The 24,068-nt window shown below is 40.3% G+C and carries 24 protein-coding genes; 23 read left to right on the forward strand and 1 reads right to left on the reverse strand.

Translation table 11 applies throughout. From position 1 onward, the window contains the following. The first annotated feature begins 36 nt into the window (after positions 1 to 36). Positions 37 to 1,536 carry a PT domain-containing protein gene (locus tag ACSAMO_RS09390; protein ID WP_499209195.1) on the forward strand — a complete coding sequence of 500 codons (1,500 nt, stop codon included), beginning with the start codon at positions 37 to 39 and terminating at the stop codon, positions 1,534 to 1,536. On the opposite strand, the gene ACSAMO_RS09395 is transcribed toward ACSAMO_RS09390, so the two are convergent. Continuing rightward, entirely contained in the window at positions 1,525 to 2,457 is a 933-nt protein-coding gene (locus tag ACSAMO_RS09395) for a glycosyltransferase family 2 protein (RefSeq protein ID WP_117967789.1), read from the reverse strand. The two genes, ACSAMO_RS09390 and ACSAMO_RS09395, sit on opposite strands and share 12 nt — an antisense overlap. A 108-nt stretch (positions 2,458 to 2,565) precedes the next feature. Here ACSAMO_RS09395 and ACSAMO_RS09400 point away from each other — a divergent pair, with 108 nt between their 5' ends. The 22 genes from ACSAMO_RS09400 (at position 2,566) to ACSAMO_RS09505 (ending at position 24,012) form a co-directional block, all read left to right on the forward strand. Beyond that, complete coding sequence (locus ACSAMO_RS09400; protein WP_022230568.1) at positions 2,566 to 2,823, forward strand: YlmC/YmxH family sporulation protein; 258 nt, start codon at positions 2,566 to 2,568, stop codon at positions 2,821 to 2,823. A 61-nt stretch (positions 2,824 to 2,884) separates the two neighbouring features. After that, positions 2,885 to 3,346: a transcriptional regulator NrdR gene (gene nrdR, locus ACSAMO_RS09405; RefSeq protein ID WP_117967796.1), complete on the forward strand. Its 462-nt coding sequence runs from the start codon at positions 2,885 to 2,887 to the stop codon at positions 3,344 to 3,346. Beyond that, positions 3,330 to 4,184, forward strand: coding sequence for a PHP domain-containing protein (locus tag ACSAMO_RS09410; protein WP_117967787.1), 855 nt, complete (start codon positions 3,330 to 3,332; stop codon positions 4,182 to 4,184). The genes nrdR and ACSAMO_RS09410 overlap by 17 nt, the downstream gene beginning before the upstream one ends. Before the next feature lie 35 nt (positions 4,185 to 4,219). Continuing rightward, on the forward strand, positions 4,220 to 5,590 hold the full coding sequence (mnmE, locus tag ACSAMO_RS09415; RefSeq protein ID WP_118446229.1) for a tRNA uridine-5-carboxymethylaminomethyl(34) synthesis GTPase MnmE: 1,371 nt from the start codon (positions 4,220 to 4,222) through the stop codon (positions 5,588 to 5,590). Positions 5,591 to 5,723: 133 nt separating this feature from the next. Continuing rightward, positions 5,724 to 6,725 (forward strand): phosphate acetyltransferase, encoded by a 1,002-nt coding sequence (gene pta, locus ACSAMO_RS09420; protein ID WP_117967786.1) that lies wholly within the window; start codon positions 5,724 to 5,726, stop codon positions 6,723 to 6,725. A gap of 24 nt (positions 6,726 to 6,749) precedes the next feature. Next, positions 6,750 to 7,949 (forward strand): acetate/propionate family kinase, encoded by a 1,200-nt coding sequence (locus ACSAMO_RS09425; RefSeq protein ID WP_499209196.1) that lies wholly within the window; start codon positions 6,750 to 6,752, stop codon positions 7,947 to 7,949. A gap of 133 nt (positions 7,950 to 8,082) precedes the next feature. Further along, positions 8,083 to 8,811, forward strand: a complete 729-nt coding sequence (locus ACSAMO_RS09430) for a JAB domain-containing protein (RefSeq protein ID WP_412274504.1) — start codon at positions 8,083 to 8,085, stop codon at positions 8,809 to 8,811. 163 nt (positions 8,812 to 8,974) lie between these two features. Then, positions 8,975 to 10,186 carry a homoserine dehydrogenase gene (locus ACSAMO_RS09435; RefSeq protein WP_022230575.1) on the forward strand — a complete coding sequence of 404 codons (1,212 nt, stop codon included), beginning with the start codon at positions 8,975 to 8,977 and terminating at the stop codon, positions 10,184 to 10,186. Continuing rightward, complete coding sequence (thrB, locus tag ACSAMO_RS09440; protein ID WP_499209197.1) at positions 10,186 to 11,082, forward strand: homoserine kinase; 897 nt, start codon at positions 10,186 to 10,188, stop codon at positions 11,080 to 11,082. The genes ACSAMO_RS09435 and thrB overlap by 1 nt, the downstream gene beginning before the upstream one ends. A gap of 26 nt (positions 11,083 to 11,108) precedes the next feature. Beyond that, positions 11,109 to 12,317, forward strand: coding sequence for an aspartate kinase (locus ACSAMO_RS09445; protein WP_022230577.1), 1,209 nt, complete (start codon positions 11,109 to 11,111; stop codon positions 12,315 to 12,317). Between the two features lie 122 nt (positions 12,318 to 12,439). Next, entirely contained in the window at positions 12,440 to 13,171 is a 732-nt protein-coding gene (gene rlmB / locus ACSAMO_RS09450) for a 23S rRNA (guanosine(2251)-2'-O)-methyltransferase RlmB (RefSeq protein WP_499209198.1), read from the forward strand. A 248-nt stretch (positions 13,172 to 13,419) separates the two neighbouring features. Further along, the gene (locus tag ACSAMO_RS09455; protein WP_308456617.1) at positions 13,420 to 13,689 is read left to right on the forward strand and encodes an ACT domain-containing protein; all 270 of its coding nucleotides are present in this window, start codon (positions 13,420 to 13,422) and stop codon (positions 13,687 to 13,689) included. Between the two features lie 14 nt (positions 13,690 to 13,703). Next, a complete protein-coding gene (locus ACSAMO_RS09460; protein ID WP_412293858.1) occupies positions 13,704 to 15,071 on the forward strand; it encodes a PFL family protein in 1,368 nt (455 codons plus the stop codon). Positions 15,072 to 15,151: 80 nt separating this feature from the next. Continuing rightward, the gene (locus ACSAMO_RS09465) at positions 15,152 to 15,463 is read left to right on the forward strand and encodes a hypothetical protein (RefSeq protein WP_022230581.1); all 312 of its coding nucleotides are present in this window, start codon (positions 15,152 to 15,154) and stop codon (positions 15,461 to 15,463) included. Between the two features lie 16 nt (positions 15,464 to 15,479). Next, the gene (locus ACSAMO_RS09470) at positions 15,480 to 16,526 is read left to right on the forward strand and encodes a V0D/AC39 family V-type ATPase subunit (RefSeq protein ID WP_022230582.1); all 1,047 of its coding nucleotides are present in this window, start codon (positions 15,480 to 15,482) and stop codon (positions 16,524 to 16,526) included. A gap of 12 nt (positions 16,527 to 16,538) precedes the next feature. Further along, positions 16,539 to 18,437: a V-type ATP synthase subunit I gene (locus tag ACSAMO_RS09475; protein ID WP_412613712.1), complete on the forward strand. Its 1,899-nt coding sequence runs from the start codon at positions 16,539 to 16,541 to the stop codon at positions 18,435 to 18,437. 37 nt (positions 18,438 to 18,474) lie between these two features. Next, positions 18,475 to 18,897 (forward strand): ATP synthase subunit C, encoded by a 423-nt coding sequence (locus ACSAMO_RS09480; RefSeq protein ID WP_117967775.1) that lies wholly within the window; start codon positions 18,475 to 18,477, stop codon positions 18,895 to 18,897. A gap of 311 nt (positions 18,898 to 19,208) precedes the next feature. Then, positions 19,209 to 19,517 carry a V-type ATP synthase subunit F gene (locus ACSAMO_RS09485; protein ID WP_022230585.1) on the forward strand — a complete coding sequence of 103 codons (309 nt, stop codon included), beginning with the start codon at positions 19,209 to 19,211 and terminating at the stop codon, positions 19,515 to 19,517. Positions 19,518 to 19,535: 18 nt separating this feature from the next. Next, positions 19,536 to 20,144: a V-type ATP synthase subunit E gene (locus ACSAMO_RS09490; protein WP_118446223.1), complete on the forward strand. Its 609-nt coding sequence runs from the start codon at positions 19,536 to 19,538 to the stop codon at positions 20,142 to 20,144. A 31-nt stretch (positions 20,145 to 20,175) separates the two neighbouring features. Then, positions 20,176 to 21,948, forward strand: a complete 1,773-nt coding sequence (locus tag ACSAMO_RS09495) for a V-type ATP synthase subunit A (protein WP_117967770.1) — start codon at positions 20,176 to 20,178, stop codon at positions 21,946 to 21,948. 18 nt (positions 21,949 to 21,966) lie between these two features. Then, positions 21,967 to 23,367, forward strand: coding sequence for a V-type ATP synthase subunit B (locus tag ACSAMO_RS09500; protein ID WP_022230588.1), 1,401 nt, complete (start codon positions 21,967 to 21,969; stop codon positions 23,365 to 23,367). Positions 23,368 to 23,388: 21 nt separating this feature from the next. Then, positions 23,389 to 24,012 (forward strand): V-type ATP synthase subunit D, encoded by a 624-nt coding sequence (locus ACSAMO_RS09505; RefSeq protein WP_022230589.1) that lies wholly within the window; start codon positions 23,389 to 23,391, stop codon positions 24,010 to 24,012. Positions 24,013 to 24,068 lie beyond the last annotated feature (56 nt).

Genomic DNA, 24,068 nt, shown 5'->3' on the forward strand with positions numbered 1-24,068 from the left:
ACCTTTGATAAAGATGTTGAAATTGATATAAACGGTGTGACGGGTAAAAATATCGGTAAGGTGTATTCGTGCGGAGCGAAAGAAGGTTATTATAATTCCGATAATTTCCTTGATCCGAATAATGAGCCGACCGCACCGACTGCCGGTTCGACAGTGTACGGTGTGACGGGTAATGTGAATATTAATTTGAGCAACAGTCCGTTATGCGAGATAGACGGCGACTGCGGGAGCGGCAGAGCAAACGTCAGTGTGGTAACGGAATATCAGTACAGCAGTGTAATGAAAAATATAGGTTTGCTTACGGTTGACAGCGGAATGATTGAGCTTACCGAGATTAATGACGATGTCAACGTAAAGATTAATTCAAACGGAATTTTGGATATGTCAAACTTGGGTGAATGCAGTGTAAATGATTTTTACGGCGGAGGTACACTTGTTTTGGCAAAGGACGGATTGCTTACGGTAAACGGTACACTAAGCGGTGTGACAGAATTTCAAACTTCGGGCGGAGTAAATTCTTCGGGTATTGCCGAGTATGACAAGTTATATATTAAGACATCAAAGGGTGACGGAAGTTTTACTTTCAATCCGTATACCACTCAATCTGATATGACGCTTGACAAGACGGTGGACGGCTTTAAGACGAGCACTAAAACGGAAGAAGCTGTTGTTTTGAAAAGTTTTGAAATAACGGGGAGTGAGTTTAAGGATACTTTGTTTACAGTTAATCAAGGTTATTTTGATATTCCGATTGAAACGGAATTTGAGGGCAGTGGTTTTTATGATATAAGTATGGTACCGCTTGTTTATACTGTTTCGTATAATGGTAAAACGTACGGCCCGAGAAATTCAACGTTGACAGATGACGGAAATTATGAGGGTGATTTTGAGGAACTTAATATGTGCTTTGCACCTATAACGGACAATATAGGCGTTTCGAAATATTCGTCAACGATTGGATTCATGGATGATATTGCAGAGGGCGTGTATGATGTAACGGTTACTGCACCGACTGCAAGCGGAAATGTTGAACGTAGCTTTAAACTGATTGTCGGAGTTGTGACACCGACAGCAACACCAACAGTCGAACCAACGGCGACACCGACTGTTAAGCCAACCACAGAACCGACGGCAACACCGACAGTTAAGCCGACCGCCGAACCGACGGCAACACCGACAGTTAAACCGACCGCCGAACCGACGGCAACACCGACAGTTAAGCCGACCGCCGAACCGACGGCGGCACCGGCTGTAAGCAACAAAGTTGAGTTTACAAAAGACGGTGACAGGGTTAATGCGAAAATTATATTAGACAAGCAAGTGTCGGCGGAAAATATAAAAATGTATGTTGTATACAAAGAAAATGATGTTTTGAAACGAGTTGAAACGGTGAACGTAAATGTTGATTTAACGGCAGAATTTACAATACCGAATGAACTGAAAAATGCAGAAATATCGGTTTATATATGGAATGACAAAATGAACCCGTATATGGATATACAAAAAGTGACGACCGAGCAGTCGTCACTTTTTTAATTTGATGAATATTTGTTTATTTAGTGCGAAAATTCCGCATTTATATTTGAATTTCATACTTGTATTTTTAAAAACAAGTTTTCGGTACATCAAACGAAATTGTTTATAAAGCTCTTTGATTTTATCGTTTTCTCCTAAAATGCCGTAACCTTTAATGATACTGTACATTGCCATAGAAAGAGCCTTTTCGGCGAGGGTGTATTCTTTTTTGTTAAAGAAAAATTGACAACGGTCAAGCATACCTTCGGCGGCGTTTAGGTTTTCGGTTTTAAACTGCGTGTGCATAATACTGCCCTCACGCTGAAGATAAAAATAAAGAGGTTTTTTTGAAACTGCGATTTTACTGCATTGACTTATGATTTGATGTACGGCAAATTCGTCCTCATGCAACGTATTAAGCGGAAAACGAACAGTATTCCAAAGATGACTTTTATATAACTTTGCCCACAAGGTGACGTAATAAATTCTTGTGTCGGTGTAAAAATAATTCCAAAATGTATCGGTTGATATAATTCCGTCTGTGACAGTTACGTTTTCCTGCGGAGAGAGATTGCCGTTTTCGTCTACACTGGTGTAACCGCACATTGCTATATTGGTATCACCGATATTTTCTGAAAGAAACTCAATCATATTCGGTGCGATATAATCATCGGAATCGACAAACGTTATATAATCGCCGTGCGTATTGTCAAGACCGATGTTTCGTGCGGAAGACACACCTCCGTTAGGCTGGTGGATTACCGCAATTCTGTTGTCTTTTTCGGCAAGACTGTCGCATATTTGCGGTGAATTATCCGTTGAGCCGTCATCAATAAGTATTATTTCAAGATTTTTATATGTTTGGTTAAGTATGCTCATAACGCATTTTTCGATATATTTTTCAGTGTTGTATACAGGCACTATAACGCTTATCAATTTCATATTTTCCACCTACCTTTTATAATTAAGATTATAACTGATTATAATAATTAAGTCAATAAAATCATAAATATAACACACAATGAAATACAGAAAGGATATGAATATATTATGTTTCGAGGGTACAATTTAAAACAAAAAGAAGTTGTGAATATAAAGACGGCGGAGCGGCTTGGACGCATCAGTGACGTGGAGATAAGCGAGAGTACGGGGAACATCGAAGCTATAATAGTTCCGCGAAAAGGGTGCTGTTTGGCAAGGCTTTTCGGAGGGGGTGAACTTGTCATTCCGTGGAGCGCTATTGAGGTGGTCGGAGAAGATTTGGTTCTTGTGCGATTTTTTGATATTGATAATGAAAAATTATCTTGAAAAAAATTATCGAATAGTATATAATAATACCATAAATACTATACATAAAGGAGAAACACAAATGAGATGTCCATATTGCGGATTTGCCGAAAGTAAGGTCATTGATTCAAGACCTACCGAAGAAAGCAATTCCATCAGAAGAAGACGTGAGTGCTTAAAATGTCAAAAGCGTTTCACTACATACGAAAAGCTTGAGGCGATTTCGCTTGCGGTTATAAAGAAAGATCAGTCACGTCAGCAGTATGACAGAGGAAAAGTGTTAAAAGGAATAATTACGGCTTGTGAAAAACGTCCTATATCTCTATCGCAAATGGAACAGATTGCGGACGATATTGAAAGCGAATTGTATCAGTCAATGACGCGTGAAATCGAAAGCACCGCTATCGGTGAAAAGGTTATGGAAAAGCTTAAAAAACTTGATGAAGTTGCTTATGTACGTTTTGCGTCTGTATACAAAAGTTTTGATGACATAGATACGTTTATGGCAGAATTGCAGGGACTTATTGATGATAAAAAATATTGATTTGCATACGCATTCAACTGCGTCCGACGGTACGTTTGCTCCGTCGGAGGTTGCGCATAAAGCACATAAAACAGGACTCAGTGCCGTCGCACTTACAGACCACGATACGATAAACGGACTTGCCGAGTTCAAACGTGCTTGCGGTGAATACGGAATTGAGGGTATATCCGGCGTTGAAATAAGTGCAAAGTACGAAAAAGAAATGCACATAGTCGGCTTGTTTATTGATGAAAACGATACGGAACTTGCCGAAAAACTTGACGAACTAAAAAATGCAAGAGAAGTGCGTAACAAAAAAGTACTTGAACTTGTGAACAGGCAAGGTATGGAAATATCGGTTGACGATATACTGTCGCAAAAAGACGGTGCAACACTTTTGAATACAGGCAGAGCACATATTGCCCATGCTATGGTGAAGAAGGGATATGTTGCGTCAGTAGACGAGGCATTCAAAAAGTATCTCGGCAAGGGTATGAGCTGTTATGTTCCGCGAAAAACGTATTCGCCTAAAGAAAGTATTGAAATGATTAAAAATGCAGGCGGTTTGGCGATTTTGGCACACCCTGTTTATATTACGGAAGATTACGACAAATTGTATTCGCTTTTGAAACAATTAAAGGAATACGGACTTGACGGTACGGAATGTCTATATAACTGCTATTCCGAAGAATTTTCAAAAATGTGTTTTGATATATGCGATAAATTAGGACTTGTAAAGTCCGGCGGAAGTGATTTTCACGGCGGTAATAAGCCTGATGTGGAGCTTGGAAAAGTTTCGGGCGATTATGTGCCTTATGAATTTTTGCTGAATATGAAAGAACAAAGGGGTCTAATGTAATAGACCTCTTTATTTGTAAGAAAGGACTTGATAAAATGGAACGAACTATTGCGGCAATTTCCACTCCGCAGGGTAACGGCGGTATAGCCGTTATAAGAATAAGCGGTAATGACGCTGTTAAGGTTGCGGACAAGGTTTTCTTCGGAAGTAAAAAACTTGCCGATTGCGATACACATACCGTTCATTACGGTTTTATAAAAAACGAAAAGGGCGAAAAGGTTGACGAAGTGCTTGCAACGGTTATGCTTGCACCGAAAACTTTTACGCGTGAAGATGTTGTGGAAATCAGCACTCACGGAGGAAGTACAGCGTCAAGAGCGGTACTTGATACGATTATAAGAGCAGGCGCGTATATGGCAGAGCCCGGTGAGTTTACGAAACGTGCATTTTTGAACGGACGTATAGATTTGTCACAGGCAGAGGCGGTAATTGATATTATAAATTCAACAAACGAACTTGCACAGCGAAACGCACTTTCGCAGCTTGAGGGTTCACTTTCAAAAGAAATCGAAAATGTAAGAAATGAGCTTGTTCACCTTGCCGCACAAATGCAAGTCACAATAGATTATCCGGATGAAGATTTGGAGGATATTACGACTGACGATATAAGAAATGTTGCGCATGACTGCAAAAACCGAGTGAATAAACTTTTGTCAACCGCCGACAGCGGTAAAATATTGCGTGACGGTATAAAGACGGTTATAGTAGGCAAACCGAACGTTGGTAAATCGTCACTTTTAAATTCGCTTGCAAGAGAGGAAAGAGCGATTGTTACCGACATTGCGGGAACAACACGTGATGTTATAGAGGAATATATCAACCTTGACGGAATACCTCTTATGCTTATCGATACGGCAGGTATAAGAAATACCGATGATACGGTTGAAAAAATAGGCGTTGAAAAGTCGATTAAATCTATTGAAAAGGCTGACCTTGTTGTCGTTATGATAGACGGCAGCGGATTTTTCGGTGATGAGGACGTGGAAGTTCTGCACGCGACCAAAAACAAAAAAAGAATTGTTCTTATCAACAAAACCGACCTGGGTCAAAGCAAATATGTTGAGGCGGTTAAGGCAAAGGCAAACGGCAGTGTTGTTATTGAAGTGAGTGCGAAAACGGGTATGGGACTTGATATTCTTGCCGATGAAATCCGCAAGGTTTATAATTTTGGCGAGCTTGCAAGAGAGGACAGTGCCGTTATAACAAATATGCGTCACAAGACGGCGCTTATAAAAGCAGGCGAAGCACTCGGACGTGTTGTTGAGGCTATTGATATGAATATGCCGTCCGATATTGCATCGATTGATATTAATATCGCCATTGACGCACTTGGCGAAATTACGGGCGAAACTGTGTCGGACGATATTGTTACGGCGATATTCCACAGCTTTTGCGTGGGTAAATAGTCGAGTGAAATTGTTAGAAAATTCACAAGCCAAAATAAAGCAATTTTTTAAGATATTTACTTGAAAAAGACGAAAAAAAGGTATATAATAAAAAAAGGTAAAAAATTATAAAGAGAAAAAGGAGTTTTGTGTAATGAGTACATTCATAGAACAATTAAAGGAAAGAGCCAAAAAGGACATCAAAACTATCGTTCTTGCAGAGGGCGAAGAAATCAGAACTTTGAAGGCTGCTGAAATGGTAAAAAAAGAGGGCTATGCAAAGATTATTCTTGTAGGTAACCCTGACAAAATAAAGGCAATGGCTGCCGCTGAAAACCTTGATATTGACGGTATCAAAATTGTTGACAGCGAAAACAGTGAAAAGAACGAAGAATACGCAAACGTATTCTATGAATTGAGAAAGAAAAAGGGCATTACACCTGAACAGGCTGCCGAAACAATCAAAGATCCGTCATATTATGCGGTAATGATGGTTAAACAAGGCGATGCTGACGGTATGGTATCGGGTGCTATTCACTCATCAGCCGACACAATTCGTCCGTCACTTCAAATTCTAAAGACTGCACCGGGTACAAAGCTTGTATCTGCATTCTTTATTATGAATGTTCCTAACTGCGAATACGGTCACAACGGTACATTTATTTTCGGTGACTGTGGTCTTAACCAAGATCCGACTGCTGACGAAGTAAGTGAAATCGCTATTTCATCAGCTGCATCATACAAACAGCTTATCCAAGACGAACCGAGAGTTGCAATGCTTTCATATTCTACATACGGCAGTGCAAAGAGTGCCCTTGTTGACAAAATGCAAGAGGCTACAAAGCTTGCAAAGGAAAAGGCTCCTGAATTAAAGCTTGACGGTGAACTTCAGCTTGACGCCGCTATCGTTGACAGCGTTGCTAAGTCGAAAGCTCCTTCATCAGACGTTGCAGGCAGTGCGAATGTACTTATTTTCCCTAACCTTGACGCAGGTAACATCGGTTACAAACTTACTCAAAGACTTGCTAAGGCTGAAGCTTACGGACCTATTCTTCAAGGTATCGCAAAGCCTGTAAACGACCTTTCAAGAGGCTGCAGTGCAGAGGACATTGCAGGTGTTGTAGCAATTACAGCTATACAGGCTCAAAATAATTAATCAAAAAATGAAAGGAATTTTAATATGAAAATATTAGTTATAAATGCGGGTAGTTCATCATTGAAGTACCAGCTTATAGATATGGACAACGAACAAGTTATGGCAAAGGGTCTTTGCGAAAGAATCGGTATTGAAGGTTCAAATCTTCAACACACAAATGTTGCAAAGGACGAAAAGACTAAGATTGAAAAGCCGATGAAGGATCACGGTGACGCAATTCAGATGGTTATTGACGCACTTGTTGATGAAAAAATCGGTGTTATCAAGTCAATGGACGAAATCGGTGCAGTCGGTCACAGAGTTGTACACGGCGGTGAAGAATTTGCAGGTTCATGCGTAATTACAGAAGCAGTTATGAAAGCACTTGAAAAGTGTACACCGCTTGCTCCTCTACATAACCCACCGAACATTATCGGTATCAAGGCTTGCCAAAAGATTATGCCTAACACTCCTATGGTTGGCGTATTCGATACAGCATTCCACCAGACAATGCCTCCAAAGGCATATATGTATGCTTTGCCATATGAATACTACAAAAACTACGGTATCAGAAAGTATGGTTTCCACGGTACAAGCCACAAGTATGTTTCACAAAAGGCTGCTGAATTTTTAGGCAAGCCGGCAGAAGACCTTAAGATTGTTACTTGCCACCTTGGCAACGGCTCATCAATTACAGCTGTTGACGGCGGTAAATGTGTAGATACATCAATGGGATTCACTCCTCTTGACGGTGTGCCAATGGGTACAAGAACAGGTTCAATGGACCCTGCTGTCGTTACATATCTTATCAACCAAAAAGGTATGTCAGCTAAAGACGTTGACGCTCTTATGAACAAGGAAAGCGGAGTTTCGGGTGTTTCGGGCGTATCATCTGATTTCAGAGATTTGTCTGCTGCCGCTAAAGAAGGAAATGACAGAGCACAGCTTGCTCTTGATATGTTCTCATACCAAGTTAAGAAAGACATCGGTGCTTATGCTGCCGCTATGGGCGGTGTTGACGCAGTTGTATTCACTGCCGGAGTAGGTGAAAATGATGCGGCTACAAGATCAGCAGTTGTTGAGGGTCTTGACTTTATGGGTATCAAGATTAACGAGGACAAGAACGCTGCAAGAGGTACAGTTGATATTTCAGCTGACGACGCAACAGTTAAGACTCTTGTTATCCCTACAAACGAAGAACTTATGATTGCTATTGACACTAAGAGATTGGTTGAAGGCAAGTAATTAAATATTCAGACGGAGCATATCCAAACGGTATGCTCCGTTTTTTTGTGCAAATAATTTGTCGAAATTTGTAGACAAATTATAGTAAAATAGTGTATAATAAGCCGTAGAATGAAGTAATGGCGGTGAAATAATGGACACAAACAATCACAAAGGTCACAGAAAAAGAATGCGTGAGGATTTTGAAAAAGGCGGTTTCAAAACGTGGCAGAAACATAAGGTTTTGGAGTATCTTCTCTACAACGTAATTCCGGTGGCGGATACGAATGATATAGCACATAATTTGATTAAAGAGTGCGGTGGATTTGTGAATGTGTTCCACACTTCTAAAAAACGTCTTATGAGCATAGACGGTGTAGGTGAAAAAACCGCCGATTACATATGTTCTCTCGGTGAATTTATACAGTATTACAATACGGAAAAATATAATACGGACGTGTTTGTTTTAAACAGTGAAACGAGTGAAAATTATTTGTGCAACCTGTTTGACGGCAAAAGCCGCGAATGTTGCTATATGATTTGCCTTGATCCGAAAAACAGAATTATTAATCAGGAAATGCTTTTCGAGGGCAGTTTTGAAAGCGTTGAACTTGACGTTGCGAAGGTGCTTAGAAGTGCGGTTAAAAGTGACGCATCACAGGTTGTATTTACGCACAATCACCCAAGCGGAATTTTAAAACCGTCAAATGCCGATTTGGTTACGACACAGGCTTTGGAGCATACGCTTTTTTTCGCCGGTATAAAAATGCTTGACCATATAATCGTGGCAGACGGCAAATGTATGAGTATTCTGCCGTATTTAAAAGGCAGCGGAATGAATGCGAAGATTAACAGAGAGATAAAGAAAAATAACAAACGATAAAAATGTTAGTGTTAATTTACACAAAAGAACTTTGATTAAAAAGGTCATATTTGGCGTTTGAAAACATTGACTTTATCACAGTGATGTGGTAATATATTTTATTATAGATATTACTATAACAAAATACATATTATAATGAAAGAAAAATAAGGGAGGCATAAGAATGGCAAAGGTTGCAATAATGGGCTACGGTACTGTTGGAAGCGGTGTATACGACATAATTAAGACCAACAGTGACAAGCTCAGCCGCAGTGCGAATGGTGAAAGTGTGGATATAAAGTACATTCTTGACATTCGCGATTTTGACGACCATCCCGAAAAAGAACTTTTTACAAAAGAATTCAATGACATACTTAACGATGACGAAGTAAGCGTTGTTGCGGAAGTTATGGGCGGACTTCACCCTGCATATGAATTTACAAAAAGTCTTCTTGAAGCGGGAAAGAGCGTTGTAACGTCTAACAAGGAGCTTGTTGCCACATACGGGACAGAGCTTTTGGAGATTGCCCGAGGGAAAAATGTAAACTATTTCTTTGAGGCAAGTGTAGGCGGCGGTATTCCGATTATAAGACCTATGCATCAATGTCTAACGGCTAACAATATATTGAAGATTGCCGGTATTTTAAACGGTACGACAAACTATATTCTTGACCAGATGATAAGAAAGGGCAAGACTTTTGAAACAGCCTTAAAAGACGCACAAAATAACGGTTTCGCAGAGAGAAATCCTGCCGCCGATATTGAAGGTCACGATGCTTGCAGAAAAATTGCGATTTTGGCGTCACTTGCGTCGGGCAAAATGATTGATTACAATGATATTGATACAGACGGTATAACAAACATCACTCTTGATGATGTTAAATATGCCGCTGCTATGGATTCGGTTATAAAACTTATCGGATATGCACAGTTTGACGAAAACGGCAAGGTTTACTCAATCGTATCACCTATGGTGATAAAAAACAGCAGTCCTCTTGCCGGTGTTGACGGTGTATTCAATGCCATTATGGTTACAGGCGATTGCGTAGGCGATGTAATGTTCTACGGTAAGGGTGCAGGTAAACTTCCTACTGCAAGTGCTGTTGTTGCCGACGTTGTTGACGCGGTTAAGCACAGCGACAGAAGTAAGAAGATTTTCTGGGAAAAGCCGGCTGAAAATATTATGGCTGATATTGATTCAAAGAAGTTTGAATATTTCGTAAGAACAACTGATTCTGCAGAAAATGTTCAGAAAATATTCGGAAAGTGCGAATTTGTCGATAATATTATAGACAATGAGTCAGCATTTGTGACTTCACCGCTTACTAAATCTGAGGTTGAAGAAAAACTTGCTAAGCTGTCTGATGTTGTGGCAAACATTCGTGTAATGGATTAATGATTAAATTAAGAGTGCCTGCAACCAGTGCAAATATGGGTGCAGGTTTTGATACTCTCGGTGTGGCTGTTGGTTTGTATAACCGAATGATGATTGAGGAAATTCCCGAGGGGCTTGAAGTAATCAACAAAAATACTCAAAGCTTTATCCCACAGGATACAAGCAATTTGATTTACCGTGCAATGGCAGAACTTTTCGACTATGTAGGTTATGAGCAAAAGGGTTACAGAATAACTCAAGACAGTCAGATACCCATGACGAGAGGTTTGGGCAGCAGCAGTGCGTGTATTATAGGCGGAATGTTGGCGGCAAATATCATTTCCGGCAGACAGCTTTCGTATCAGGAAATAATTCATCTTGCGGCAACGATGGAAGGTCATCCCGACAATGTGGGACCGGCACTTTTCGGCGGTTTCTGCGTGTCGCTTATGGATGATGACAAGACTATAATCAAAAGCACAAAGCTGAAAAGTCATATTAAGTTCGCGGTTATAATTCCGGATTTCTTTGTTGCAACAAAGAAATCAAGAGGAGTTCTTCCGTCAAAGATTGATTTTAAAGACGCAGTCTTTAATGTCGGTCATGCGTCAATGTTTCAGGCGGCTATGCTTACGTGCGATATGAAAGCACTTGAAATCGGCGTTAAGGATAAACTTCATCAACAGTATCGTAAAAGTTACGTTGACGGTATGGAAGATATATTTGAAAAAACATATCACTTGGGTTCGCACGCAACATATTTAAGTGGCTCCGGACCTACAATACTTTCAATACTTGACGACAACTATGATGAATTTAAAGCAGGTATGGAAGAATATTTTAAGACTAACGGTCTTGAATGGAAATGTATGATACTGCCGATTGACAATGTCGGTGCGGTAGTTTCTGAGATATGAATATAAAAAAGGAAGGATAAACAAAAATGGGACTTATTGTTCAAAAGTATGGCGGTACTTCCGTTAAAGACGCTGAAAGAGTAATGAACGTTGCAAGACGTATTACAGACGCGTATAAAGCAGGTAACAATGTGGTTGTTGCAGTTTCGGCACAGGGTGATACAACCGATGACCTTATCGAAAAGGCTAAGGAAATCAACCCGAATGCCTCAAAGCGTGAAATGGATATGTTGCTTTCAACAGGTGAGCAAATTTCAATTTCTTTGCTTGCAATGGCAATAGAAAAAATCGGTTGTCCGGTTATTTCTCTTACAGGCTGGCAGGCAGGTGTTAAGACTGATGCTAAATACGGTGCTGCAAGAATAAGCACAATAGATACAGAAAGATTACAAGCTGAGCTTGATAAGAAGAACATTGTAATTGTTGCAGGTTTCCAAGGTATAAACAAGTATGACGATATAACAACTTTGGGACGCGGCGGAAGTGATACATCAGCCGTTGCATTGGCTGCCGCACTTCACGCAGATGTCTGCGAAATATACACAGACGTTGACGGTGTATATACGGCAGATCCGAGATTTGTAAAGAATGCGTATAAGCTTGATGATATTTCATATGATGAAATGCTTGAGCTTGCGTCACTTGGTGCAAACGTACTTCACAACAGAAGTGTTGAAATGGCAAAGAAGTACGGGGTTAAGCTTTCAGTCAGATCAAGTCTGAATAACAATGAAGGCACATATGTTAAGGAGGTAGAACAAGTGGAAAAGATGCTCGTTAGAGGTGTAACAAGAGATAATGATGTTGCGAGAATCGCTCTTTGCGGTGTAGAGGATACTCCGGGAAAGGCTTTCTCAGTATTCCGTATGCTTGCTAAGCACGGAATAAGCGTTGACTTAATCATTCAGTCAATCGGTAACGGTGAAAAGAAAGACATTAGCTTTACTGTTACGGAAGAAGATTTACAGCCTGTACTTGACCTTCTTGAAGAAAACAAGGCAATCGTTAAGGCTGACGAAGTTAAATGGACAAAGGACGTTTCAAAGGTTTCTATTGTCGGTGCGGGAATGGTTAATAACTCAGGCGTTGCCGCTACAATGTTTGAGGCTCTTTACGATGCACACATCAACATCAATATGATTGCTACATCGGAAATCAAGATTTCTGTTCTTGTTGACAGAAAAGATGCTGAAGCGGCTGTTGTTGCAATTCATGATAAATTTTTGTTGAAATAATTAAAAATAAATAGAAAATAAACCACAAGGGCGTGGCGACTGACGGATTTTATATGTCTTTTAGTTACACGAACTTGTGGTTTCGTGCTATAATATAGAGTAAATATAGAGGAGAAAGTTCAGTGAATGATAAGATTATAGGAAGAAATCCTGTTTTGGAGGCAATTCGTTCAGGTCGCAGCGTGGATAAAATCCTTGTTAAAAAGGGTAAGTACGAGGGCTCTATTGTTCCGATTATCAAGAAAGCAAAGGACGCAGGAATTATAATTCAAGAGGTCGAGAGAGCTAAGCTTGACCAAATCGCAGAGGGTGAAAACCATCAGGGCGTTATTGCATATGTGAGTGCATACGACTATGTGAGCGTGAAGGATATTCTTGATAAAGCTCGTGAAAAAAATGAGCCGCCTTTCGTTATTATTTGTGATAAAATAACCGATCCGCATAATTTGGGTGCAATATTGAGAACTGCAAATTGTGTAGGTGCACACGGTGTTATTATTCCTAAAAGAAATTCAGTGGGTCTTAACAGTGTTGTCGCAAAAACTTCGGCAGGTGCGGTTGAATATACACCTGTTGCAAAGGTTACAAATATCGCTAACACGATTGACAGCCTGAAAGATGAAGGTTTGTGGATTGCGGCGGCTGATATGGACGGTCAGGAAATTTATGATATTGACCTTAAAGGCTCGCTTGGTCTTGTTATAGGCAGTGAGGGCGAGGGTATCAGCAGACTTGTAAGAGAAAAATGCGACTTCATAGCAAGCATACCTATGGCAGGCGAAATTAATTCACTTAATGCGTCGGTTGCGGCTGGTGTTTTGATGTATGAGGCGTTAAGACAAAGAAGAAAGTAAAAGCGTTTATTAACCGCAAGTTTTATTGTATTTTTGAACAAAAAACAACCTTGAAAAAACGGCTTATTTGTCGCAAATATCAAGACAAAAAACAGCTTGTGAAAAAATAAACAAATCGCAATAAAATTCGGGTTATTAAACTGTTACAGTGGACAAACTTTAAAAAAACCACTTACTTTTTTAAAACGAAAGTGCTATAATTCAATTAAAGATAAACAATGAAAATATGAAAGATTGGAGATAAATAAGTGAAAGCAGTAGTTACCGTAATAGGCAAGGATCAAAAGGGCATAATTGCTAAAATCAGTAATATATTATTTGAAAACGGAGTAAATATTCTTGATATTTCTCAAACAATAATGCAGGATATGTTCACAATGATAATGCTTGTGAATTTTGAAAATGAGAATGTTACAGTAAAGCAAATCAGTGAAAAATTTGAACAGGCAGAAAAGGATATGGGGCTTTCAATCCATGTGCAGAGAGAAGAAATCTTCACATCAATGCACAGAATATAAGGGAGGTACAAATAATGATTAATCCCTTTGAAGTAATAGAAACTATAAAAATGGTTGACGAGGAAAACCTTGATATAAGAACTATAACAATGGGTATTTCTCTAAAAAGCTGTGCCGGTCCTGACGTTGATACAGTTTGCAAAAAGGTGTATGAAAAAATCACAACTTACGCAAAAGATCTTGTAAAAACCGGTGAGGACATTGAGGCTCAATTCGGTATTCCGATTATCAACAAGAGAATTTCGGTAACTCCGATAGCTACTTTGGTGGACGCATTGGAAGAACCGACTGTTGAAAAATGTGTTAAAATCGCAAAAACTCTTGACAAAGCCGCTAAAAAGACAGGCGTAAACTTTATAGGCGGTTATACGGCACTTGTGCATAAAGATTATACGAACGGTGAGAGAATACTTATTGAGTCAATTCCTGAAGCACTTGCCGCAACAGATCTTGTATGTTCAAGCGTTAATGTGGGTTCGACAAGAGCTGGTATCAATATGGACGCTGTTAAACAGATGGGTCAGATTGTTAAGAGAGCGGCTGAACTTACAGCCGATACACAAGGATTTGCGTGTGCAAAGCTTGTTGTATTCTGCAACGCGGTTGAGGATAATCCGTTTATGGCGGGTGCGTTCCTTGGCGAAGGCGAGGGTGAATGTGTTATAAATGTCGGCGTAAGCGGTCCGGGTGTTGTTAAATGTGCACTTGAAAAGGTTAAAGGCGAGGACTTCGGTGTTGTTGCCGAAACTATTAAAAAGACTGCATTTAAGATTACAAGAATGGGACAGCTTGTTGCACAAGAAGCGTCAAAACGTCTTAATGTACCTTTTGGTATCGTAGACTTGTCGCTTGCTCCGACACCTGCCGTTGGCGACAGTGTGGCTTATATTTTGGAGGAAATGGGACTTGAAATGTGCGGTACTCACGGTACAACAGCCGCACTTGCACTGCTTAACGATGCAGTTAAAAAAGGCGGTATTATGGCGTCAGGTTATGTCGGCGGACTTTCGGGTGCATTTATCCCTGTAAGTGAGGACGCAGGTATGATTGCGGCAGCAACAGACGGCGTACTTACTCTTGAAAAACTTGAGGCAATGACTTGCGTATGTTCCGTAGGTTTGGATATGATTGTTATACCGGGCGACACAACTGCCGAAACTATTTCGGCGATTATAGCCGATGAAGCGGCAATCGGAATGGTCAACACAAAGACAACAGCAGTAAGAGTTATCCCTGCACCGGGTAAGGTTGAGGGTGACGTGGTTGAATTCGGCGGACTTTTGGGAACAGGTCCCGTAATGCCGGTTAAAAAGTATTCAAGTGCCGAATTTATAAACAGAGGCGGCAGAATTCCTGCACCGCTTCAAAGTTTGAAAAATTAATGCAGACAAAATCGTAATGATTTTTGAATATAGTCTGAAATAATGCAGATTAATCTGCAGAGGAAAGAGAGGTTGGGAAAATGGAAGATCTAATTATGAAGATTATCGACATCGAGGACAGAGCACAGGAAGTCATTAAGGACGCTAAGAAAGCCGACAGAGAGCTTGAAGAGCGAATTAAGGACGAATCTCGTAAAATGCGTGATGACATTACGAGAAGAATGGAGGCTAAAAACGTCACTCTAAAGCAAATAGAGGAAGAAGATGCCGATAAGAAAGTAGAGGCCATAAGAGTAAATATGGAAAGACATCTTTCCGAACTCGAAAAGAAGTACAACGACAATAAAGACAAATGGGTTAATGAAATTGTACAGAATATTATCGGCAGATAAGTGAGGTGGCAGCAAAATGAGCGTGGAATACAGTGCAATCGCCGCTAAATTAAAGGCGATGTATTCAAAATTTCTGACAAGAGATGACTATGAACAGCTCCTTGAAAGAAAAAGCGTAAATGACATATGCAGTTATCTTAAAAGTACACCCGGCTACGGTGAAGTTCTTGAACAGGTGAATGAGAGAGATATTCACAGAGGTCAGATGGAAATCCTGCTTGAACAGGAAATGGTTGACGAATACGTCAGACTATATAATTTCATGGACAATTCAAAGAGAACCGTTATGGAATTTTGGTTTATGCGCAGAGAGATTGCATTTTTGAAACGTGAGATAAGATATATCTATACTCACGAGGAAAGAAGTAATGATGAGGTAAACCAAAGCAAATTTGACGCTTTCTTTGAAACACACACGAAAATAAATCGTGAGATAATGCATAATGCAAAATCCCTGTCGGATTGTATCGAGGCTTGTAAAAACACTCCTTACAGCGAGCCGCTGCAACGAGCGGAAAATATAGGCGCGGATTCATTTTCGATGGGTATGGTGCTGGACACATATTACTATAAGTCAATATGGCATACAGCGTCGGTCGCTCTTGATAAGACACAGGAGAATTTATTTAAAAGGCTTATCGGAACAAAAATAGATATGCTGAATCTTATGTGGATTTACAGGGGTAAAAAATATTTTGAATTTACAAATGAAATAATTTTCACCTATCTTCTGCCTGTCAGATACAGATTGACGGAAGAGGTAATCAAACAGCTTGTAAATGCAGATTCTGTTGAAAGGTTTATTGATATTGTAAATCAATCGACCGCATACGGAAAGTTGTTTGAAGATTATGATAAGGGAAGATTTCCCGAAGGTAATTACAGGTATATTTATAACCGGTTATCAAAAAGTATATTTGTAACTCATCCAGAGTCGATGGTTGCGGTATATGCCTATATGAACCTAAAGGAAGTTGAACTTAATAACATTACGACCATTATCGAGGGGATAAGATACAACTTAAATCCTGATTTTATCCGCACACATATTGGTCTTGAGTAGAGGAGGGGGAAAATGGCAATCGTAAAGATGAAAGCCGTAACTATTGCCGCTCAAATCAGTGAATTTGATACGGTCGTTGAAAAGTACGTTTACGGCAGAGATATTCATCTTGAAAATGCTATGTCGGTAATTTCAAACAGAGGCAAGCTGAAAAACTTTGAGGAAAACAATGAATACGACATAGTTGCAAAAAATGCGTTAAGCATTATGAATCTTGCTAACTACACAGTGAACAAGAAATTGATTGCTCCCGAAAGTGTAAAGCTCGGCGATATGCAAAATTTTATTGACGGAATAAACGAGCGTATCGAAGAAGAGCGTAACCAAAGCGACGAGCTTTCAGAGAGAATAAAGGCAAATGAAGCGGCGGTTGAGCAGCTTAATCTAATGCTCAGTATGGACGTGGATTTGTCGAAAATTTTCAAGTTTGAATTTATAAGATGCAGATTCGGACATATTCCGAAAACAGGTTATAAAACGCTTATAACTTACCTAGACAATCTTGAAACTTTCTTCATTAAGACTGCGGAGGACGCAACAGATGTATGGGGCTTTTACTTCGCACCGCTTTTGAAAGAGAGAAAGATTGAAGAAGTATTTAATTCTCTGTATTTTGAACCTATGGACATATCAGAGGATTACGTTGGTACTCCGCTTGAAATAAAGCGTGGATTATTAAACCAAAATCAAAAATTAAAACAGCAGATTGAAGAACTCAGTGCAAAGACCGCCGAGATGATTTCAAGCAGTGCGGATAAACTTTGCGGAATTTACAATCTTGCGAAGAAACGTCATCAATTCTCCGAAGTAAGAAGAAATGCCATTCACGGCGATATGTTCTTCTATATAGTAGGTTGGATGGATGAAAAGAGTGCAAAGTCGCTTGAAAAAGAGATTAACGGTTCAGATGACGTTGTGATGTTCTATATGGAGGACGCAGAGGACGTCAAGGATATTCAGCCGCCTACAAAGCTGAAAAATAATCCTGTATTTAAACCGTTTGAAATGTTCGTTAAAATGTATGGACTTCCGAGTTATACGGAAATTGATCCGACAGGCATACTTGCCGTAACGTATATACTGTTCTTCGGTATAATGTTCGGTGACGTAGGTCAGAGCCTTGTGCTTGCGATAGCAGGCTTTATAGTTTACAAAGTCAAGAAATGGGACTTGGGCGGTATTGTCGGAATGGTCGGAATATCCGGTGTGATATTCGGATTTATATACGGAAGTTTCTTCGGAAATGAAGAAATAATCCCTAAATTGTTCCATACAACAGCGTTAAACCCTATGAATGAAATAGCGTTAATGCTGGGCGGTACGATTGGTATGGGTGTGCTGATAATTATATTCGGTATGGTATTGAATGTTATAAACGCACTGAGAAGTAAGGAACTTGGCGAAGCACTGTTCGGACATAACGGTGTCGCGGGATTGGTGTTCTATATAGGCGCACTTCTTCTTGCCGGTAACCTGTTCTTAAAGTGGGGTATACCGACATTCGTATTTGTGGCAATTATTATTTTGGCAGTGCTTTGTATGTACCTATGCGAGCCGCTTGGCAAGCTTGTGGAGGGTAAAAAGGACTGGCTGCCGAGAAACGGAATGTTCTTTGTGGAAAACTTGTTTGAAATGTTTGAAGTGATTTTGAGCTTCTTCACAAACACAATCTCATTCCTAAGAATAGGCGCTTTTGCAATAGTCCATGTAGGTATGATGATGGTTGTTGCAATTCTTTCTCAAAGCGGCGGTGTAGGCGGAGCTATTGTACAAGTAATCGGTAACGTACTTGTTATGGTTCTTGAAGGTCTTATCGTCGGAATACAGGTACTTCGTCTGGAGTATTACGAAATGTTCTCAAGATACTTCTCAGGCAGAGGTAAAGAATTTATGTCACTTCGTGATAAATAATATAAATCGGTTTTAATATATTTTGGAGGTAATCACTATGTTAATGAAAATTTTATTCGCTTTAATCGCACTTACAGTAATCGTTCCTGTTGCTTTGTATTATAAGTCAGGCAAGACAAAAGGTAAGGAATGCCTTTTGATGAACGCAATCTCATTCTTCAGTATTCTTGGTGTCGGCGTTATCTGCACACTTGGCGGCGGAGTTAGCGCTCTTGCGGCAGGTACAGGTGCTGAAGCCGGTCTTACAGTAGGTGAAGGCCTAAAGTTCATCGGTGCGGCTCTTTCAACAGGTCTTAGCGGTGTCGGCGGTGGTATCGCCGTTGCATCAGCTGCATCAGCTGCTATCGGTGCAATGAGTGAAAATGAAAAGATTATGGGTAAAACTCTTATCTTCGTTGCCCTTGCAGAAGGTATCGCACTATACGGTCTTGTAATATCTATATTGATTCTTAATTCATAATAGGCTGAGTAAAATTGCCCACAGCACTACTTTTTGCTTGGGGCAGTACAAGTGTACGGCACCGCAAGCTGCAAAGCAGCACTGTGAACAATTTTCTTTCAGCCTTTGGTAAATCAGGCGAGCGAGCCACCCCTCCGCCGTTGGCACCTCCCCTCAAGGGGAGGCGAGGGTAGTCCGTTACGGAGTGGGGAGAAAGCCACCTCACCGTCATCTGCGATGACACCTCCCCTCAAGGGGAGGCGCGGGTTGTCCGTTACGGAGTGGACGGAGAATGGATTTTATTATTACAAGTCTGAAAGGACGTATGTTTTATGAAAATGTATTTAATCAGTGACAACATTGATACACAAATCGGTATGCGACTTGTGGGTATAGATGGATGTGTTGCTCACGACAGCGAAACTATTACTGCAGAAATTAAAAAGGCTGTAAACGACCCTGAACTTGGTATTTTGATATTTACTGAAAAAGCGGCGGCAATGGTTAAAGAATATCTTAATCATCTTAAAATTACATTGCACACTCCGCTTATCATAGAAATACCGGACAGACACGGCAGTCGTGATATTGCTAACAGTATCAACAATATGGTTCAAGAGTCAATCGGTCTTAAACTTTAAACAGGGGAGGTAAGGATTATGGAAAGTAATAACTTAACAGAAAAACTCAATACCTTTACATCGCTTGTTCTCAAAGATGCGGAACAGAAAAGAGAAAAATTACTTGAGAATGTTCAAAAGGAATATTCAGAGAGAATAGATGCAAAGGAAAACGAGCTTTTGCAGGGTGCATATGAGAATATTCAGCAGAATATTCAATCCGCTCAAAAAAGTGCAAATGAGAGAGTTCTTCACGCAGAGCTTGATTCAAAGAAAAAACTTATCATGCGTCGTGAAGAAATTATTGATGACGTAATGAAACTTTCGAGAGCAAAAATCGTTGAATTTATCGAGAGCGATAAATACGAAGAATGGCTTTTAAGCAAGATTGAAAAGGCTTTATTTGAAGTCGGAAAAGGTTCAAAGACAATTTATATCTCATCAGACGATATAAAGCTTAAAGAAAAAATTGAACAGATTCCCGACACGTCAAGAATTACGGTTGAGGCATCGGGTGAAAAAGATTTTCTTGGCGGTGCAAAAGTTTTAAATACAGACAGAAAGGTTGCTGTTGACTATTCATTCAAGGAAATGCTGTCAGAAGAAAAGCAGAAATTCCTTCAAAGCAGTGGATTGGCACTGGGTTAAACGGCATACAAACGGAAAGGAATGAAGGTAAATGGCTAATACAAAAGGTCAGATATTCGGTATAAACGGCCCGGTCGTAAAAGTAAAGGGTTCAGATTCCTTTGAAATGCAGGAAATGGTATATGTCGGTAATGAAGAACTTATCGGCGAAGTTATCGGCGTAACTTCCGATACTACTATTGTACAGGTTTACGAGGAAACGACAGGTCTTAAAAAGGGTGAACCTGTAGTCGGTACGGGCGGTCCTTTGTCAATAACTCTTGCTCCGGGTATATTGTCTGATATTTTTGACGGTATCGAAAGACCGTTGAAAGAAATAAGAAATATGTCAGGCTCATTCATCGGCAGAGGTTTAAAGGTTACTAACCTTGACGAAAGAAAAACTTGGAATGTGGAAATGGTTGCGAAACAAGGCGACTATGTTACAGGCGGTGACATCATTGCCGTAACACAGGAAACAAGCCTTATTGAGCACAGAATTATGATTCCGCCGAATATCAAAGGTAAAATCGAATGGATTGCTCCGAACGGCAACTACACTATTGTTGATATTATCGCAAAGGTAAAGAGCGATGACGAAATTATCGACATAACAATGAAACAAAAATGGCCTATCAAAAAGGCAAGACCTTATACACAGCGTCAGCCTATTTCAAGACCGCTTGTAACGGGTCAGAGAGTAATCGATACAATGTTCCCGCTTGCAAAAGGCGGTGCGGCGGCTGTTCCGGGCGGTTTCGGTACCGGTAAAACTATGACACAGCACCAGCTTGCAAAGTGGTGTGATGCGGATATTATCGTATATATCGGCTGCGGTGAACGTGGTAACGAAATGACACAGGTACTTGACGAGTTCTCTGAACTTATCGACCCTAAGTCAAACAGACCGCTTTTGGACAGAACAATGCTTATTGCTAATACTTCAAATATGCCGGTTGCGGCGCGTGAAGCAAGTATTTACACAGGTGTTACAATCGCGGAATATTACAGAGATATGGGTTATGACGTTGCACTTATGGCTGACTCAACATCTCGTTGGGCGGAGGCACTTCGTGAAATATCGGGTCGTCTTGAAGAAATGCCTGCGGAAGAAGGTTTCCCTGCATATCTTGCGTCAAGACTTTCGGCTTTCTATGAAAGAGCGGGATATGTTACAAATCTTAACGGTAGTGAGGGTTCTGTATCAATTATCGGTGCGGTATCACCACAGGGCGGTGACTTCTCAGAACCGGTAACACAGAATACAAAGCGTTTTATCAGATGTTTCTGGGCACTTGACAAGTCGCTTGCATATGCAAGACACTATCCGGCTATTCAGTGGCTTAACAGTTACAGTGAATATATCGGTGAAGTTACTGATTGGTATGCTCAAAATGTTTCTCCGGACTTTATGGAAAAGAGAAATAAGATGATGGCAATTTTGCAAGAAGAAAGCAGTCTTATGGAAATCGTTAAGCTAATCGGTGCAGACGTTCTTCCTGACAGTCAAAAGGCTACTTTGGAGGTTGCAAAGACAATCAGAGTAGGTTTCTTGCAACAAAATGCTTTCCATGCGGACGATACATATGTACCGCTTGAAAAGCAAAATAAGATGATGGATACAATTCTTCTTTTTGATAAGAGAATTAAAGAATGTGTCGAAAAGGGCGTTGTGCTTTCAAAAGTGAGCGAAAGCGGAATTGCTGAGGACATTATCAGAATTAAATACACGATTGGAAATGACAATATTGATGGTCCGTTCCATGATTTACAGAGAAAAATCAACGAAACATTTGACAAGTTGATTTATAACCATGAAAGCTAAAGGAAAGGATATGAGCATATGGCAATAGAATATATGGGTCTTAATAATATTCAGGGTCCTTTGGCAGTTATCGAGGGAGTAGACGATACATTCTATGAAGAAATGGTTACAGTTACTCTTGACAACGGCGAGAAAAGAATAGGACGAGTTATTGAGATTTCCGGTGATAAAGCGGTAATACAGGTTTTTGAGGGTACTTCAAATCTGTCACTTACCAACACTAAAACAAAATTTATGGGCGAGCCGATGCGTTTGCCGCTTTCAAAAGAAATGCTTGGCAGAACGCTTGACGGTATCGGCAGACCGATTGACGGTTTGGGCGATTACTTTGCGGACGAAGTTCGTGACGTAAACGGTCAGCCTATCAATCCCGTTTCGCGTGAATACCCGAACAACTTTATTCAGACAGGCATTTCGTCAATAGACTGTCTTGCCACACTTATAAGAGGTCAAAAGCTTCCTATATTCTCAGGCGACGGTCTTCCGCATGACGACCTTGCCGTACAGATTGCAAGACAGGCAAAGGTTGTTGACCCGGATGACGAAAACGGAGAAAAGTTCGCTATCGTATTCGCGGCAATGGGCGTTAAGCATGACGTTGCAAACTACTTTAAAAAGTCGTTTGAAGAAAGCGGTGTTTTGGGTAAGGTTGTAATGTTCTTAAATCTTTCAAATGACCCTGTCGTTGAAAGAATTATTACACCGAGATGTGCGCTTACAGCGGCAGAATATCTTGCATTTAAGCACGATATGCACGTACTTGTAATACTTACCGATATGACGTCATACGCGGAGGCACTTCGTGAGGTTTCATCTTCAAAGGGTGAAATTCCGTCAAGAAAGGGTTTCCCGGGTTATCTGTATTCAGACTTGGCTTCACTTTATGAACGTGCAGGTATTATCAAGGACGCAAAGGGATCGGTTACACAAGTACCGATTTTGACAATGCCTAACGATGATATTACTCACCCAATCCCTGACCTTACCGGTTACATTACAGAGGGACAGATAGTTTTGGGCAGAGAGCTTAGCCTTAAAGGCGTATATCCGCCGGTTTCAATTCTTCCGTCACTTTCGCGTTTGATGAAGGACGGTATCGGTGAAGGCTTTACAAGAGCCGACCACCCTGAACTTTCAAACCAGCTTTTTGCGGCATATTCAAAGGTTGAGGACGCAAAGAGTTTGGCGTCAGTTATCGGTGAAGATGAACTTTCCGATATGGATAAGAAGTATATCAAGTTCGGCAGAGCGTTTGAGGAAAAGTTCCTTACACAAGGTAAGAATGAAAACAGAACTATTGACGATACTTTAAATCTTGGTTGGGAGCTTTTGGGTATGTTGCCTAAGAGTGAACTTGACAGAGTCAGCGATAAGACTCTTGAAAAATATTATCGTCCTGTGGAGGACGAAGAAGTATAATCCTGAGAGGGGGAATTTCAGATGGCAAAGACGTTAGCACCTACAAAAGGTAACTTGATGATGGCAAAAAACACATTGCGTCTTTCAAAGCAAGGCTATGAAATGCTTGATAAAAAACGAAATATCCTAATCAGAGAAATGATGCTTTTGATAGAGGAGGCAAAGGAAGTCGAGGCGAAAATCGAAGAAACCTTTGCCGCTGCATATAAGGCTTTGGAATCGGCAAACGTAATAATGGGTGTGAGCAAGGTGCAGAACCTTGCACATTCGGCGGTGCTTGAAAACAGCGTAAAAGTTGATTTACGCAGTGTTATGGGCGTTGAAATACCTGTTGTTACGGCTGATAAGCCCGATGGCAGACCTGTTTACGGATTTAACGGAACGTCCTCGGCACTTGATGAGGCAAGCGTTAAATTTAACGAAGTTAAAGTGATGACGGTTAAGCTTACGGAAATTGAAAATGCGGTTTACCGTTTGGCTATGAACATAAAGAAAACGCAAAAGAGAGCAAATGCTCTTGAAAATATTACGATACCTCTTTATGATAAACTGTCTAAGGATATTCAGAATGCTCTTGAAGAAAAAGAACGTGAGGAGCATACTCGTTTGAAAATCATTAAAAGAACAAAAGAAAAACAGGGATAACAGACAAAAAAAGCTACTTTATACAGTAGCTTTTTTTATGCGAAAAATGTATAATA

The organism is Ructibacterium sp. SJQ-7, assembly GCF_054696575.1.